This is a genomic window from Mitsuokella apri, from assembly GCF_051886055.1.
Classification (GTDB): Bacteria; Bacillota; Negativicutes; order Selenomonadales; family Selenomonadaceae; genus Mitsuokella.
Window position 1 is genome coordinate 1 of sequence record NZ_JBJEXT010000005.1, and the last position, 15,618, is coordinate 15,618.

The window sequence follows — 15,618 nt, forward strand, 5'->3', positions numbered from 1 at the left end:
CTAAATATATAGTATTAAACATATCTTACATCTGCGAAGCCGCTGCTGTTATTCGGTTTCATCTTAGCATAAATTCCGGTATTCTGCCAGAAGAGCAGGACTGACCGATATGGCCCTTGCAGGCAGCAGGATTCTGCGTTTTTTCCGCGAATTGTACTATATCAGATAGATCGCAAAAAGAATGGGGGAATTTTTATGACGAGGGAACTGCCAAAACACGGGGAAATCTGGAGACACTTTAAGAATCATCTTTATGAAATCATCGAATGTCCGGTCATTCATACGGAAACGGATGAACGCATGGTCTGCTACCGTGCCCTGTACGGCAGCTACGGTGTCTATGTCCGGCCGCTCCTGATGTTCATGAGTGAAGTCGACCACGAGAAATACCCGGAGGCCGGGCAGAAGTACCGTTTTGAGAAATTCCAGTGATGGTTTCGCTCTGTCCGGCAGATATGATATAATAAAGGATATTTTTGCTGGGAGGCGTAGCGAGTGGATGATAAAATTGCTTCGGATGAGCAGAAAAGCCGGATAGAAGATTATGTCTGGCAGCAGGAAATGGCAAGAACGCAGGCCAGACACGGCCTTATGCAGTCGGTCGCGGAGCTCCTGCATGTCGGTCTGCGGGAAATCTTTTATCTGGAAGGCGTTTCGCACAGGGCGTTTTTTCTTGAAGAGGATGGCCTGCATATGCTGAATCTGCAGGAAGCGGCCCTGAAGGATTTTTCTGAGGAAATGCCTTGGGAGAAAATAGAAAAGCAGGCTGCAGATGCTTCGGAATATTTGCCGGAGCTTTTAAATGGCAGACGGCGCATCCGCTGGGACAAATTCCTGCCGGCTGAGCCCGACTATTATTATTATCTCAGTGATGACGGCAGAATAGAGGGCTGCAACTGGCACGGCACGTTTGCTGACTACGCGCATTTTGCGGCGGGCAACTGCTTCCGGACGAAGGAAGAGGTCAAGCGTTATTTTCCGCAGATGCTGGCAAAGCTCAAAGCGGATTATCAGTCGGCCAGAGGCGTTCCGGAGGCATCACAGGTCCCGGTAGGCGATGAGCTGACTCTTTTTGACGAATGATGGCGCGTTCATCTGTATCGGAAAATGGTTGCATGAAGATGAAAGAAACAAAAACGGATATCCGGATTGCCGGCATCGCGATTGAACTGCAGCGCAAGCACATCAAGAATATGCATCTGCGCGTCAAGACTCCGGACGGAAAAGTCACGCTTTCGGCCCCCCTGCATATGCCAAAAGCCTCCATCGAGCGCTTTGTACGGGAGAATGAAGACTGGCTGCGGCGCAAAATCACCGAGATCAAAGCCCGTCCGTCAACACAGCATCAATATGTGACAGGCGAGACCGTAAGGCTCTGGGGGGAGTCTAAAGTTCTCGTCGTCAAAGAGGGCAGGCGGGCGGCCTGTTCCTTTTCCGGAGCACGTGCATTGCTGACGGTTCCTGCCGGCAGTACGTGCGGGCAGAGGGAGAGACTGCTGCGGGAGGCCTATCGCAGAGAACTCATGGCGGCCATTCAGAAAACAGCACCAGCCATCGAGCAGCTCACAGGACTTTTTGCGGCGGAATGGCGGACGAAACAGATGAAGACGCGCTGGGGAACCTGCAATATCCTCAAAAGGCGCATCTGGATTAATCTGGAACTCGCGAAAAAGAAGCCGCTCTGCCTGCGTTATATCATCCTGCATGAAATTCTTCATCTGGCTGAACGCTATCATAACAAGCATTTTTATGCACTTATGAGCTACTATATGCCTGAATGGAAAAAAGTCAGAGCGTATTTGAATTCGCCGTACTCATAAAATAATATAATAATCAGAATTTTTATATGTAAATAAAATTAATGAAATTTTTCAAGAAAACTTCTTTTTTATCCTGTATTGACGTATTTTTATAAATGAGTTATAGTAACCATGTACTCAAAAGAAAGAAAAACAGGAGGAAGAAGATCATGAAGAAACTCGTAAAACGCGTATTCAAATCCCGTATCAATGTAGAAGCTTTTGGCAAAGTCATCAGCTGGAATGCATAATCATGCATAACAAAGACGGATATAAACGGATAAAGTAAGACCCATAGCAAGAGAGAAGAATATTCCTGCATTGCTGTGGGCCTTATTTTTATCTGCAAATAAAAAATCCTTCGGGAATCAGGATGAGCAGCTGATTCCCGAAGGTTTTTCTTTTTGCTTTATAAATGATGTTTAGTCATCGTCATTGCCGTGGTCGGCACCCTCGTAGGAACCCGTATAGTTCGCAGGGTAAATGGTGATGTCATAATGACCATTGTTCCATTCGTGGGAAAGGTGATGTTTGAAAGGAGCCAGTGCCATTAAGAGCACGCGATAAGCTTCCGTTCCCGGATAAGCGCCGGTGTCGGAAATGTCGACTTTGTAGCCGTTCTCATGGGAGTAGGTACCATGGGCATGATAGCCGTATTCGGCACCGCCCGTCAGCACGAAGGAAATGCCGGCATCACGGGCGAACGTGTTGAGCGTGTCGAGGAAGGCAATCGTGGAAGGCTTGAAGTCAGCCGTATCCGTTACATCATTATCATTCCACGGCGTATTCATGCCGTAAGCGCTGCTCCACTTGATCAGATTGCTCTTGCCAAAATCATTGCGGATGGCATAGGCATCTTCCGTGGTATCCGGAGCCGTTCCGGAAGGCATGGACGGGATGATGGAAGGCAGTTTCACGGATGGTGTGATTGGAGAAATTGGATGCATCGGCGAAAGCGGCGCAACTTTGCTTTCCATTTTTGAATTGGAATTCATGGAATGGACAGATGCGGAAGCCGTATTTGCGCGTTTGTAAACAGGACGAGTGATGACAGCCGGTCTGCTCAGAACAGCAGCACTGGCTTCCTGTTCCGTGAACGTTCCTGCCGTGCCGGGCAGCATAGCAGCTTTTTGCTGATACGAAGCCTGCGCTGCAGGAGCCGTCGTTTTAAGGACTGGCGATGCCGAAACAGTCGTGCTGCCGACTGCGCAGCAAACAAGGAATGTGGCTGTCAGGAATTTTCTCATTCTGCTCATCAATAGAAGTTCCTCCCATCTAAAAGACGATTACATTTACAAATAATTACTTAATATTATACTACTTTTTTGTTAATTCGTAAAGCCCTTGAACTTGACAAACTGGATAAAGAAGGAAAGTTCATTGCTGAATCCGGATTTGAATTCTTTTACAATAAAAAACGCCAGACTGTCGGAAGGGGAGACAGCCTGGCGGGGGAGATCAAAGCTGACCGTGCGATTCACGTTCGACAAGGTCTCGCATGATGCGCGGATAAAGTTTATCAAGTTTATAAAGCAGCAGAACGACAATCAGGATGACCCAGATGAGTGTCATGCCGTACATATACATATGTACGATCATGTCAATGGCTGACTGCGGCTGAATGGCATCTGCCGTCGAAGAAGAGATGTAACCGGACCAGGACATCAGCACCGTGATGAGGGCACCGGTGATACCCGTGCCGACTTTGTAGCCGACGGAGCTGCCGGAGAAGATCAGGCCTTCCTGACGTACGTGGAATTTCCACTGACCGTATTCGACGACGTCGCCGAGAAAACCGAAAATGACGGAATTCAGCGGGGCAAAACCGATGCCGCGGATGATGCAGCTAAAGACGACCCAGCCAAAGCTCATCGGGTTCAGGCAGTAAATCAAATGGCCAATCAGGGCGACGGTGACGCCAATCAGGGACATATTGCGTTTGCCGAAGCGTTTGAGGAGTTTCGGACAGAAGAGAATGGTGCAAACAATCGTCGTGATGACCTCGCAGAGCAGCAGGATGCTGAAGAGCGAGTCATTGTGGAAGATGTATTTGCAGTAGTAAGGAAGCAGTGTGCCCGTGACCATCTGAATGATGCACTGCATCATCCAAATCGTCATGGCCATCCAGAAATACTTATTGCAGAACAGGCATTTAAGAGACAGCAGGATGGGGACTTTGCTGACTTTCTTGCGTGCCTCGATGACGACGGTCTCCTTGCACTGTGTGAAGCAGAGCATGAGCAGGATGAAGGCGAGTACCGACCAGATGCTCATGACCTTGATCCAGGCGGCCTGATTGTCGCCGAGCATTTTGACGAGCGGCAGCGTGGCGGAAATCGAGATGATTTTGCCGATTGGCGAGAGGGCCATACGCGTAATGGAGAGCATATCGCGTTCGCGCGAGATGCGCGTCATCATGGCCGAGAGGCTGCCGTAAGGCAGGTTGAGTGCTGTATAGCAGATGGTATTGCAGAAGTTGTACGTGATGAACAGGTAAACGAACTTCATGAAGTCCGAACCCTGCGGGACGGTATAAATGAGGACAATGGAAACACAGAAGGGGATGCTGGACCAGAGAATCCAGGGCCTTGATTTGCCCCATTTTGAATTCGTACGCTCGACGATAAAGCCCATGATGAGGTCGGAAACACCGTCGAAAATACGGGAAATCAGGAAGACGAGGCCGACGGTCGTCGGCTCGACGCCTGCGTAGTCGGTGTAGAAAAAAGTCAGGATGGTCATAGCACCGGCGACGATGTTCATGGCTGTGTCGCCGAGGCCATAGGAAATGCGCGTAAACCAGGAAAGACGGCCATCATTTTGTGAGGACGCCTGGCTTGGTGCGGCTGCTGTGGGCGGCGTGCCCCCAGCTGGCTGCGGTTCATTCATAAAAAGCCCTCCTCATATCTCATAATACAAGCAAATATGAAGTGAATATTCGATTTTAGTTCATCAGTCTTTCATGATAGCCTGTACAGCGGTCTTGGTATCCGTCTTCGGGAAAAGCTCATAGCCCACACGGTATTTGTAGCCAAGGCGCTTGAGCGTCTCATAGACCTGATGGTAGTTGATTTCGCCTGTGCCGGGTTCATGACGGCCCGGGCAGTCGGCTACATGGATATGGCCAATCTGGTCGATGTATTTCTCGAGATTGTAGCAGAGGGCACCTTCGTTGTACTGCATGTGATAGGCATCAAAGAGAACCATGAGGTACGGAGAGCCAATCAGGCGCGTGACTTCGGCAGCCATCTGCGTGGTTTTGAGGAAATTGCCGACATGGTCGACTTTGATGTTAAGAGCCTCAAGATTCATGCGGATGCCGTATTCTTCGGCCAGTTTTACGCTTTCCACGAGTGTGCGGTACATCGAGCAGAGTTTTACGGTATCAGAAAGTTCATCGTAATGATTGATGACCACGCCGCCATCGCCGAGGGCGTTGGAATGGATTGTGACGGTTTCAGCACCTACCGTCTTGGCGGCTTCGAGGGAATCCCTGAGATTTTTGAGGTAGGCGTCTTTCTGTTCTGGGTCGACGAGGGAGTAGTCGTTATCGCCGTTGAAGCCGCTGATTTTGATGTCGGCAGCCTTGGCAGCTTCGTGGACTTCCTTGAGGTCGCGGATGCGCCAGTCCCAAAATTCGACGGACTCGAAGCCGTCTTTCTTGGCGGCGGCAAAGCGTTCAGCGAAGGGCAGTTCCGTATAAAGTGTATCGATGCAGGCACAACGTTTCATGATGATTCCTCCTGATTATTTTTCAGATGCTGGCAGTGACAGCCAGCATCTGCCTTATTTTTCTATGGTATTTTAACGGACTTCTTCAATCTTGACCGGACGGCCTTCTTTGAGGGACTTCGTAGCAGCAGCAGCCATCTCGACCGGATAAAGTCCATCTTCGCCCGTCACCGGCGTAGCCGTGTCTTCTTTGACGGCTTTGGCAAAAGCATTCATCTCATTGACGAAGGCCTGCTCATAGCGGTCCCACATGACCTGATAAGCCGTGCCGCCGACTGTGCCATCTGCATCGGCGAAATGTGCCGTGTTCGGGATGTCATTGCCGTTGAAGGCAACGCCCTTCGAGCCAAATACTTCAACGCGCTGGTCATAGCCGTAGACGGCGCGGCGGCTGTTGTCGATTGTGGCAATTGTGCCTGACTTGAATTTGAGCGTAACGACGGCCGTGTCGACATCACCGGCTTTGCCGATTTCCGGATCGACGAGGACAGAGCCCTGTGCGTAGACTTCTTCAACTTCATCGCCTGCGAGGAAACGGGCCATATCGAAATCGTGAATCATCATATCGTAGAAGATGCCGCCCGAAACTTTTACATAGTCGATGGATGGCGGCTCCGGGTCACGCGAGCTGATGCGGATGAGGTGCGGCTGTCCGACTTTGCCGGATTTTACCATATCGTAAACAGCGCGGTGATTGTGGTCGAAGCGGCGGCAGAAGCCAATCTGCAGCTTGACGCCAGCTGCTTTGGCCGTGTCGATGGCTTCGTGAACGCGCTTGAGGTCGTAGTCAATTGGCTTCTCGCAGAAAATGTCCTTGCCGGCTTTAGCCGACTCAATGATGAATTTTGCATGGGTATTCGTCGAGGACGCGATGATGACAGCCTTGATTTCCGGGTCATTCAGGATGTCAGCAGCGTCTTTCGTGACATTCTCGATGCCGAACTGCTTGACATAGGCTGCTGTCTTATCATTCATGAACGGGTCAGCGACCGTCTTGATTTCCATGTCTGGTACGAACAGGGAAATGTTGCGGATGTGAACCTTGCCGATGCGTCCTGCGCCGATGATACCAATTTTCATGATGAAAACCTCTCTTTCATTTGTATAAGTGCTGTTCCGTTTGACAGTTACTATTATAGTTTATTATCTATTGTACGTGTTTTTGAGCTTTTTGGATGGTTTGTCATTTCCTTGGCTGATTTTTGACAGCAGGACGGATAGGCATAAAAAAATACGGCAGCCTTGTCTTTTTTTGACAAGAGTTGTCGTATTTTTGGATAAGGGATTGTTAAATTTTTTGAGAGCGGTATTCCTGCGGTGTCAAGCCAACGAGGCGTTTGAAGAGCCGGCAGAAATAGGGATAATCATCAAAGCCCTCCGCTGCAGCGATGTCCTTGATGCGTTCCGTGCTTTCGGCTAAACGTTGCTTGACGGCTTTAATGCGGCGCTCGGCTAAGTATTCGCTGAAGCCCTTATTCATATTCTTTTTGAACAAAGTCGAAAAGTAAGCCGGATTCAGATGTACGGCTGCGGCAATGTCTGCCTGCATGAGGTTTTCGTGGTAATGCTCTTCAATAAAGCGCAGGGCCTGGCGGATGGACGGATGAAGCTGACTTTCGGCCTGTTCTCTGGCAAGCATTTGACCGAGTTCCTGCTGCAGGGCTTTGTAATCTTCTGCCTGTCGTAATGCTGCCCAACTGGCTTCTGTGAGCTGTGGAAACTTTTTTTCCAAGCATGACAGGAGGGCTTCTTTTGTCAGATTTTCTTTGGCGAGCAATGGCAGAAATTTTTCGGCTGACAGGTCAGGGGATAATGACGTTGACGATTTGGCGGCGGGTAGTTCATCAGCTGTGTATATGCCATCCGGCAGATAAAAGCAGGTATCTTTTTTCGTGAGCAGTGCCCAATAGCTCGTCATGAGGTGTGCCCAGTCGGACTGCGGAGCGGTTTTCACGAGCAAAATACGCAGATCGAAGTACCGCTCGACTAAAGTCTGCAGGTGACGGGACGTTTCATAAAGCTTTGGCAGCAGTGCGGCACGGCTGACGGCATCGGGGAAGATGAGTATGAGCCCCCAGAAGCCGCTTTCTTCATCGAGCAGGAAGGGCCAGCCTTTGCAAGTATCTCGATGGCGGTCAAGAAAGGTCTGGAGCATTTCGACAAAAGCCTGATGAAAGGAGAGGCGTTCTTCTTCGTTCAGAGCCTGACGGCGTGCCTGCCAGCCGCGCAGCTGCAGGAAAAAGGCCGCTGCCAGGCGGAAAGAGGCAGGCAGCCCTGCCCGCTCTGCTGCTGTGGGAATTTCAGCGCTTGGGAGAAGCCCCTGTCTGCTGAAAGCCAAGAAGAAATCATGGCGGAGTTTTTCCTGACCGATGCGGGCCAGCTCTTCCTTTGATACATTTGAGAAATTTGATACGTTTGAGACAGATGATGCAGGCGAGGCAGTCGGACTTTCCTCTTTTTCTGATTCACAGGGGGCATCCTTTAGATGTTCCTTGAGAAAAGTCAGCATATTTTCCGGTGTCAGATCATCTTTTAAGAGATAATCATCGATGCCGAGTTTCATGGCTTCGTGAACATAGGCAAAATCATCGTGGCTGCTCAGAACGAGAATGTGGCCGGGAAGATGGCGGGCGCGCATGGCGCGGATGAGGCCGATGCCGTCTAAAACTGGCATGCAGACATCGGTGATGATGAGGGCAGGATGTTCTTTTTCGATGAGTTCCAATGCTTCCTGGCCGTTTTTAGCGTTCCCGACAATAAGAAATCCATGCTTTTTCCACGGAATCATCTGTTTCAGATAAGTGCGGACCAGAAAATCATCGTCCGCAATAATCACTTTATACAAAAAGAAGCCCCCTCTGTGTTTCTATGGTCTGTTTGTATCAACGTGTTCATTCTTCTTTGATTTGATACTCGTCGGCTTTATCCTGCGTAATAACATCATTCTGGATGAAATTATTTTCGTCAACGCCGTTGCCAGAGAGCATTCTGGTAATGACATCGATGGCCAGCTGCCCTGTTTCATGGCCGTCCTGGGAAATCATGGCATCGATGCGTCCCTGTTTCAAGGCTGCCAGCGTGTCATTCTGTGTGTCGACGCCGATGATGTGAACGGCAGGACTGTGTGTTTCCGTGGCGTCGATGGCACCGAGCGTCATCATGGCACTCGTTACGAAAAGTCCCTGTATATCAGGATGACGGCGCAGCATTTGCTCACTCTCCGTCGTGGCCTGACGGTATTTCGTCTCATCAGCTTCTACATCAACGAGATGCAGGGCATGGGTCGAAGAGAGATAATCGCGGAACCCTGCTACGCGCTGGATATGGGCATCCTGATTGGCACTGCCGGCAACGATGCCGACTGACGTTCCCACGGGCAGATGTGCCGCCATTTCCTTGGCAGCTGTCTGGCCAATGGCATAGTTATCCGAACCGACATAGGGGATGCCTGCAATCTTTTCGTCAATGGTCAGGAGCGGCAGATTGCGTTCCTGAGCTTCCCTGACCCATTGCTCCGTGTGGTGGATATTGACCGGTGAGACAATCAGGGCATCGATGCCGCCCGCAAGCAGGTCCTCAATGATTTTGTTTTGTTCGTCGTAAGCCGATTCATTTTCCGGTGTCATGACAATCAGACGGATATTTTTTTGCTGGGCAGCCTCCTGCATACTGGAACGGACGGCCAGCCAATGCTCGCTGTCCATGGCTTTGAGTACGACTCCTACGGTGTAAGTAGGACGGGCAATGGTATCTTCATGACTCTGTATGGGCAGAAGCAAGATAAAAATGCCGGTGAGCAGTGTCATGAAAATCATCATCATAATGCGCATCGAATTCCTCCTTGCTTTAAATTTCGTATTCATGGACGTCATGGGAAACAGGCAGGGTGATTTCCGCCTTCGTGAAACTTTTTCCGTCGCTTTCGTAATGAAGACGGGCCTTCTCTCCATAATAAAGATGCAGTCTTTCCATGATGTTATGGACGCCGATGCCCGACAGACCGCCATGGGCAGGAGGTCTGCCGGTCTTGGCTTTGTGCTCAAGTTCTTCGATTTGTTCCGGCGTCATGCCCTGACCGTCATCCCTGACGATGAGGTGCAGCGCATTTTTTTTGATATAGGCCGTTACTTCGATATGGCAGCAGCTCTGCGTGGCGGAGGGGCCATGCAGGATGCTGTTTTCAACAAGCGGCTGCAGGAGCATGCGCGGTACAATACAGGCAAGTGTATTGTCTTGGATGGAGAAATGCACGGTAAAGGCATCCATCAGACGGAATTCCTGCAGGGAAATATAATGGCGCAGGGTGTCAAGCTCTTCGGACAAGGGGATGAACACGCCGCTGCGGTTGGTGCTGGCGCGCAGGAGCTCGACAAAGTCGGCCAGCAGTTTGCCGAGATTGCGTGCTCCCTGCATGATGGCAGCAAAGCGGATGGCATTGAGCATATTATAAATGAAATGCGGGCGTATCTGATACTGCAGGGCCTTGAGCTCGGCTTCTTTCTTCTGTTCCTTTTCCGTTGCCAGACGTTCGATGAGTTCGTGCATCTTCTGCAGCATTTCATTGAAGGTTTTTGCCAGATAAGAAATTTCATCACTGCCCGTCACAGGCGCGCGGACAGCGAGATTGCCGCGCCCTGCTTCCTGCATGGCTTCAGCGAGATTTTCGACAGGGCGTGCCAGACGCAGGGAAATCCAATAGAGAAAAACGGCGGACAAGAGAAGCAGGACGAGCGCAGAAAGAACACAGAGAATCTGCATTTGGATAATCTGGGCGTGAAAGTCATGCTGAGATTTCAGCACACAGAAAACTTCTCCTGAAAAAGGCAGTGACAGCCAGACTGCGGCATAATCCTGATTGCGGATGTGAAGTGTGGCCTGTCCGTCTGGATTTTGGGCAATTTTACTCTGCAGCATAGTTTGTACGGAATTATTCTCTTCCCCTGCGAGACTGCCGCTGAGCAGGGTGCCATCTTTGTGATAGAGCAGGACAGAGCTCTCTTTTTCCCGTGTGGCTGGAGCAAGGTAGGCATAGTAGAGCCTTCGTTCACTGCATGATGCGGTCAGGTAGGCAAGGATGTTTCCGTCCCTGTCGTATACAGGCTGGTGGTAAAGATAAACCTTTTGCGGAGAAGCGCCAAGCTGATCTTCGGTCAGGAAGGGCTGGCGGCCCTGCTGCTGGCAGATGGTATCCAGCCATTTTCTGCCTTCCTTATTTGGGTCAAGTATCATGACAGCGTGATATTCATCGGAACGGATCAGCCGGCCGGAAACAGGTTCGTAGAGACTGACGCGGTCAATCAGAGGATTGCGGTTTTTATAGGCGCGCAGGATGGCTGCGATTTCCTTTGCGGTCTCTGGGGAATTATTGTCTGAGGCAGAGAGTTTTTCCCTTATGGTCATGTCATAGGCGGCATCTGCTGCAGTCTGATAGAGTGACTGACAGCCGCTGTCGATAAGGCTGCCGTTGGCCTGTGCCTGTTCGTAAAGGGCATCGGCGTATTCCTGTTCGAAGAAGGACAGTGAGCGCTGCTGGAAAAAGATAGAGATGACGAGAATGACGAGAAAATTCACCAGCATAACCGCAGCAAAGGTGCGGAGACGCAGGTTGTTGTGAATGAAATTTTCCATCGGCAGTCATCTTCTTTCATAAAAACAGCATTATTTTCCAGCCCGTAAAAGCGGGGCAAAAAGAAGCGGCTGACAATTGGGGGAGTCAGCCGCCAAAGGCAGCCGGGGAAGTGAAAGGATACCGGCTGCGAGGGATCGGATAGTCTATCACCACTATCCAATTTCATTTTTCGCGCTTGAATACGAAAATCCTTCTGCCGGCGTCGTGTAAAACAAAAATTTTTTTTAAATGAGGAATCCGTACCATCTTGATGATATAATGGATATGCTTAATGCTGTTTGTTTTAACTTCATGCTAAAACAAGATTCTACAGTGAGGAAATGAGGGAGAGTAAATGTCCGTCTTAGCAGAGCAGCTGCTGGGCCTGCTGGCTGTACTGTTTATTCTTGCAGGAACAATCTATGGCTATCGCAGCTATCACAGAAATAAGATGCGCTGACAAGTTTTTTAGAGGGTGGATGAATATTAATGAAGAAAATGATGATGCTGGCAGCAGCTGCTGCAGTTATGACGATGCCGGGGTTGGCTGGTGCTGAGGCCGTGACAGCCGATGTGCCGGTCGGCAGTGTTTATTATGATTACGTCGATAAACTCAGCGGCATGGGCTATATCGATTCCCTGCCGGATGGTGCGCGGCCGTACAGCCGTCTGCAGATGGCAAAGTGGGTGCTGCAGGCGGAAGAACAGGCCAAGACGAAGCCAATGCCAAAATATCTGGCAGACGAGCTCGCCGCGATGCATGCGTCGTTTGCTGCTGAAATCGATACGCTGCAGGGCAGGGCGAAGCAGGATGACCTTGCCTTGAGACAGGCTTCGCTGCAATTGGCAGATTATGACAGCGACCATTCTTCGTATAAGCAGAGTGCAAAACGAGGGGATGGTCAGCCCCATGCGCACTGGCAGCCCTTTGGGAACGGCACGAATGGGTATGATTACGCCGATGGTTTCAATGCCGTGGCCAAGGCAGAGGTTTCAGGAAATATCGGTCACAAGACGGCTGTTTCTGTGACGCCGCGCCTGAGTTTCAACGATGATGACGACACAAAGCTCAAACTGGAAGAAGGTTATATTAAAACCAAGACCGGTATTGTCGAGTATACGGCTGGACGCGAAGCACTGAGCTACGGGCAGGGAAAAACGGGCAGGCTCGTTTTGGACAATACGATGAAGCCGCTGACAGCTGTGCAGGTGCATCTTGAAGATGATGTGCCGGTGCGCGGCTTCTTCCGTTTCCTCGGCAGGCAGAATTACCATGCATTTTATGGTCAATTGGAGGGTGACCGCGAAGACCGTGTAAAATCAGGACGCACAGACTACGACCATGCAGGACTTCTGGGGCTTCGTGCAGACTTTACACCGTCAAAGGCCTTTACGTTTGGCCTCATGCGCGTCTCGATGCTCGGCGGCGATGGCAATGGGCTCTCGAAGTCGGACTGGCGCCATTGGCTGACGGGACATAATGACAATGCCGGAGAAGACCGCTGGGATGATATTGCGGGCGGCGATTTCCGCGTGCGGCTGCCAGGCGTGCATTTCTACGGCGAGATTTACGGTGAGGATGCCGGCGGCTTGCAGCCGACGGACCGCGGCTACCGCTTTGGCATGTATCTGCCGCAGCTTGCGAAAGACGGCTCCTGGGATATGACCACGGAATATGCCTCGACCGACCCTGCATGGTATGTCCATCAGAAATACCAGAATGGCTGGACCTACAGCGATGATATCATCGGCGATGCCATGGGCAATAACGCAAAAAAATATTATCTGGGCATCAACCATTATCTGCCGGGCGAGAATCAGATTGGCGCGTACGTCATGCGCACGGAGATGGACCGCAGCTTCGGAAATCATCCAAACGTTTACGAAGCTGCCCTGACTGGCCGCGTCAAACTGCAGGACCATTTCTTTATAGATGGTTCGCTGGGGCTTGCTAAAATTCAGCATGCCGATTATGCGCAGTGCAGCGACAGGGATATCTTTGCTTCGGCTGTGGCCCGCTGGCAGTATTGAGAAACAGGCTGCAGCGCAATTGCATTCTTTACGCCGGATGCCTGCAGGTGATATAATAAAGCTGTAAATCCGCAGGCAACAAACGTGTCTTTTATATTTGCTGTAACATTGTAAACAAAGTTTTAAGAAGGAGATTGACAGCCGTTCTCCTTTATAGTAAACTAGCAACAATATATATGAGACAGGTTTCAGTATTCAAGAAAGAAGGGGTTACGTTGGCATTCTATTTCAAAGAACCATCACACACGTTTGGAGAGTATCTTCTCGTTCCGGGGTATTCCTCGGATAAATGTATCCCGAATAATGTATCTCTTAAGACGCCGCTTGTGAAGTTCAAGAAGGGTGAAGAGCCGAAGATTTCGATGAATATCCCGATGACGTCTGCTATCATGCAGGCCGTTTCGAATGATACGATGGCCATTGCACTGGCAAAAGAGGGCGGCGTATCCTTCATTTACGGTTCGCAGAGCATTGAAGCAGAAGCTGCCATGGTATCCCGCGTCAAGAATTACAAATCTGGTTTTGTCAGCAGTGACTCCAACATCAAACCGACGACGACGCTCGGCGAGATTCTCGACCTGCTGCAGAAGACGAGCCATTCCACGATGGCTGTCACGGAAGACGGTACGCCGACGGGCAAACTGCTCGGCATTGTGACGAGCCGCGATTACCGCATTTCGCGCATGAGCCTTGATACGCCGGCTTCGTCCTTCATGACGCCGTTTGAGAAACTCGTTTATGCCGATGCAGACACGACGTCGCTGACGAAGGCCAATGACCTCATCTGGGAGCATAAGCTCAACATGCTGCCGCTCGTCGACAAGAACCAGCGCCTGCGTTACATGGTATTCCGCAAGGATTACACGGACAACAAAGAGCATGAGCTTGAGCTCATCGATGACAATAAGCGCTACATTGTCGGTGCCGGCATCAACACGCGCGACTATGCAGAGCGCGTTCCGGCCCTGCTGAAAGCCGGTGCAGATGTCCTCTGCATCGACTCCTCAGAAGGCTTCTCCGAGTGGCAGCGCATTACGCTCCGCTACATCCACGAGCATTTCGGCAACGATGTCAAAGTCGGCGCCGGCAATGTCGTCGATGCTGAAGGTTTCCGCTTCCTCGCTGAGGCTGGCGCTGACTTCATCAAAGTCGGTATCGGCGGCGGCTCCATCTGCATCACGCGTGAGACGAAGGGCATTGGCCGCGGCCAGGCTACGGCCCTCATCGATGTCTGCGCTGAGCGTGACCGTTATTATGAAGAGACTGGCGTTTATATCCCGGTTTGCTCCGATGGCGGTATCGTCCACGACTATCACATGACGCTGGCCCTCGCTATGGGCGCTGATTTCCTGATGCTCGGCCGTTACTTCTCGCGCTTTGACGAGAGCCCGACGGACAAGGTCAAGGTCAATGGCACGTACTACAAAGAGTATTGGGGCGAAGGTTCCAACCGTGCGCGCAACTGGCAGCGCTATGACCTCGGCGGTGCCCGCAAGCTTTCGTTCGAAGAGGGTGTTGACTCCTACGTTCCGTATGCCGGCTCCCTCAAGGACAACGTCAGCACGACGCTCGCCAAGATCCGCTCGACGATGTGCAACTGCGGTGCTCTGACGCTGCCGGAGCTGCGCGAAAAAGCTAAGATTACGCTCGTTTCGGCAACGAGTATCGTCGAAGGCGGTTCGCACGACGTCATCCTCAAGGATAAGTTCGGCCGCGACTGATTCCTTTAGAAAGTCACAATTTCCAAATCCCTGCTGTGTTCCTAAAAACACGGCAGGGATTTTTTGTCTGCAGACTGATTCGACAGGCCGGACAGCGCTATGTTATAATGAAACGGTAATCATTGAAGGGGGTCTTTCGTCGTGAAAGTTACAGAAACAAAGCTCAAGGGTGTATATGTGCTGGAACCACAGGTATTTGGCGATGCGCGTGGCTGGTTCATGGAGAGCTGGTCAAAGCGGAAGATGGAGGAGGCGGGCCTGCACGTTGATTTTGTGCAGGACAATCAGTCATATTCGGCAGCTAAGGGCACGCTGCGCGGCCTTCATTATCAGCTCAACCCGATGTGTCAGGCCAAGCTGCTGCGTGCAACGCGCGGCACCATTTTTGATGTGGCCGTCGATATCCGCAAGGGCTCGCCGCAGTTCGGTCAGTGGGTCGGCGTAGAACTCTCGGCTGAAAACAAGAAACAGCTCTTCATCCCGCGCGGCTTTGCTCATGGTTTCATCACGCTGACGGACGATGTCGAAGTGCAGTACAAGGCGGATAATTATTATGCGCCGGAATGCGATGGCAACATCAAGTGGAATGATCCGGATATCGGCGTCGCCTGGCCGATTGACCCCGTAATCCTGTCGGACAAAGACCAGAAAGCACCCTCGCTTAAAGAACGCGCAGCGGAGTTGCTGAATTTTGTCTACGAGGGTTGAGTGCGTTTGTCATTTTCGT

At 51.0% G+C, this 15,618-nt stretch carries 13 protein-coding genes; 6 read left to right on the top strand and 7 right to left on the bottom strand.

The genetic code is table 11. From position 1 onward, the window contains the following. Positions 1-195 precede the first annotated feature (195 nt). From ACI4OH_RS00270 to ACI4OH_RS00280, 3 genes are all read left to right on the top strand, one after another. Complete coding sequence (locus ACI4OH_RS00270; protein ID WP_432647128.1) at positions 196-432, top strand: DUF1653 domain-containing protein; 237 nt, start codon at positions 196-198, stop codon at positions 430-432. A gap of 63 nt (positions 433-495) precedes the next feature. Then, entirely contained in the window at positions 496-1,083 is a 588-nt protein-coding gene (locus ACI4OH_RS00275) for a hypothetical protein (protein ID WP_435721380.1), read from the top strand. Between the two features lie 32 nt (positions 1,084-1,115). Further along, complete coding sequence (locus ACI4OH_RS00280) at positions 1,116-1,820, top strand: M48 family metallopeptidase (protein WP_435721381.1); 705 nt, start codon at positions 1,116-1,118, stop codon at positions 1,818-1,820. A 401-nt stretch (positions 1,821-2,221) separates the two neighbouring features. Here ACI4OH_RS00280 and ACI4OH_RS00285 read toward each other — a convergent pair whose 3' ends face one another. From ACI4OH_RS00285 to ACI4OH_RS00315, 7 genes are all read right to left on the bottom strand, one after another. Beyond that, positions 2,222-3,055: a hypothetical protein gene (locus tag ACI4OH_RS00285; RefSeq protein ID WP_435721382.1), complete on the bottom strand. Its 834-nt coding sequence runs from the start codon at positions 3,053-3,055 to the stop codon at positions 2,222-2,224. Between the two features lie 202 nt (positions 3,056-3,257). Then, the gene (locus ACI4OH_RS00290; protein ID WP_435721383.1) at positions 3,258-4,688 is read right to left on the bottom strand and encodes an MFS transporter; all 1,431 of its coding nucleotides are present in this window, start codon (positions 4,686-4,688) and stop codon (positions 3,258-3,260) included. A gap of 63 nt (positions 4,689-4,751) precedes the next feature. Further along, positions 4,752-5,531, bottom strand: a complete 780-nt coding sequence (locus ACI4OH_RS00295; protein ID WP_432647123.1) for a TIM barrel protein — start codon at positions 5,529-5,531, stop codon at positions 4,752-4,754. 72 nt (positions 5,532-5,603) lie between these two features. Further along, positions 5,604-6,611, bottom strand: a complete 1,008-nt coding sequence (gene iolG / locus ACI4OH_RS00300) for an inositol 2-dehydrogenase (RefSeq protein ID WP_435721384.1) — start codon at positions 6,609-6,611, stop codon at positions 5,604-5,606. A gap of 208 nt (positions 6,612-6,819) precedes the next feature. Next, the gene (locus tag ACI4OH_RS00305) at positions 6,820-8,367 is read right to left on the bottom strand and encodes a response regulator transcription factor (RefSeq protein WP_435721423.1); all 1,548 of its coding nucleotides are present in this window, start codon (positions 8,365-8,367) and stop codon (positions 6,820-6,822) included. 55 nt (positions 8,368-8,422) lie between these two features. Next, positions 8,423-9,361 (bottom strand): sugar ABC transporter substrate-binding protein, encoded by a 939-nt coding sequence (locus ACI4OH_RS00310; RefSeq protein WP_432647121.1) that lies wholly within the window; start codon positions 9,359-9,361, stop codon positions 8,423-8,425. A 16-nt stretch (positions 9,362-9,377) separates the two neighbouring features. Further along, positions 9,378-11,159, bottom strand: coding sequence for a cache domain-containing sensor histidine kinase (locus ACI4OH_RS00315; RefSeq protein ID WP_432647120.1), 1,782 nt, complete (start codon positions 11,157-11,159; stop codon positions 9,378-9,380). Between the two features lie 469 nt (positions 11,160-11,628). On the opposite strand from ACI4OH_RS00315, the gene ACI4OH_RS00320 reads away from it, so the two are divergent. From ACI4OH_RS00320 to rfbC, 3 genes are all read left to right on the top strand, one after another. Further along, entirely contained in the window at positions 11,629-13,170 is a 1,542-nt protein-coding gene (locus ACI4OH_RS00320; protein WP_439783913.1) for a capsule assembly Wzi family protein, read from the top strand. Between the two features lie 215 nt (positions 13,171-13,385). Then, positions 13,386-14,891 (top strand): IMP dehydrogenase, encoded by a 1,506-nt coding sequence (locus ACI4OH_RS00325; protein ID WP_439783914.1) that lies wholly within the window; start codon positions 13,386-13,388, stop codon positions 14,889-14,891. Between the two features lie 141 nt (positions 14,892-15,032). Further along, positions 15,033-15,599: a dTDP-4-dehydrorhamnose 3,5-epimerase gene (rfbC, locus tag ACI4OH_RS00330; protein ID WP_439783915.1), complete on the top strand. Its 567-nt coding sequence runs from the start codon at positions 15,033-15,035 to the stop codon at positions 15,597-15,599. Positions 15,600-15,618 lie beyond the last annotated feature (19 nt).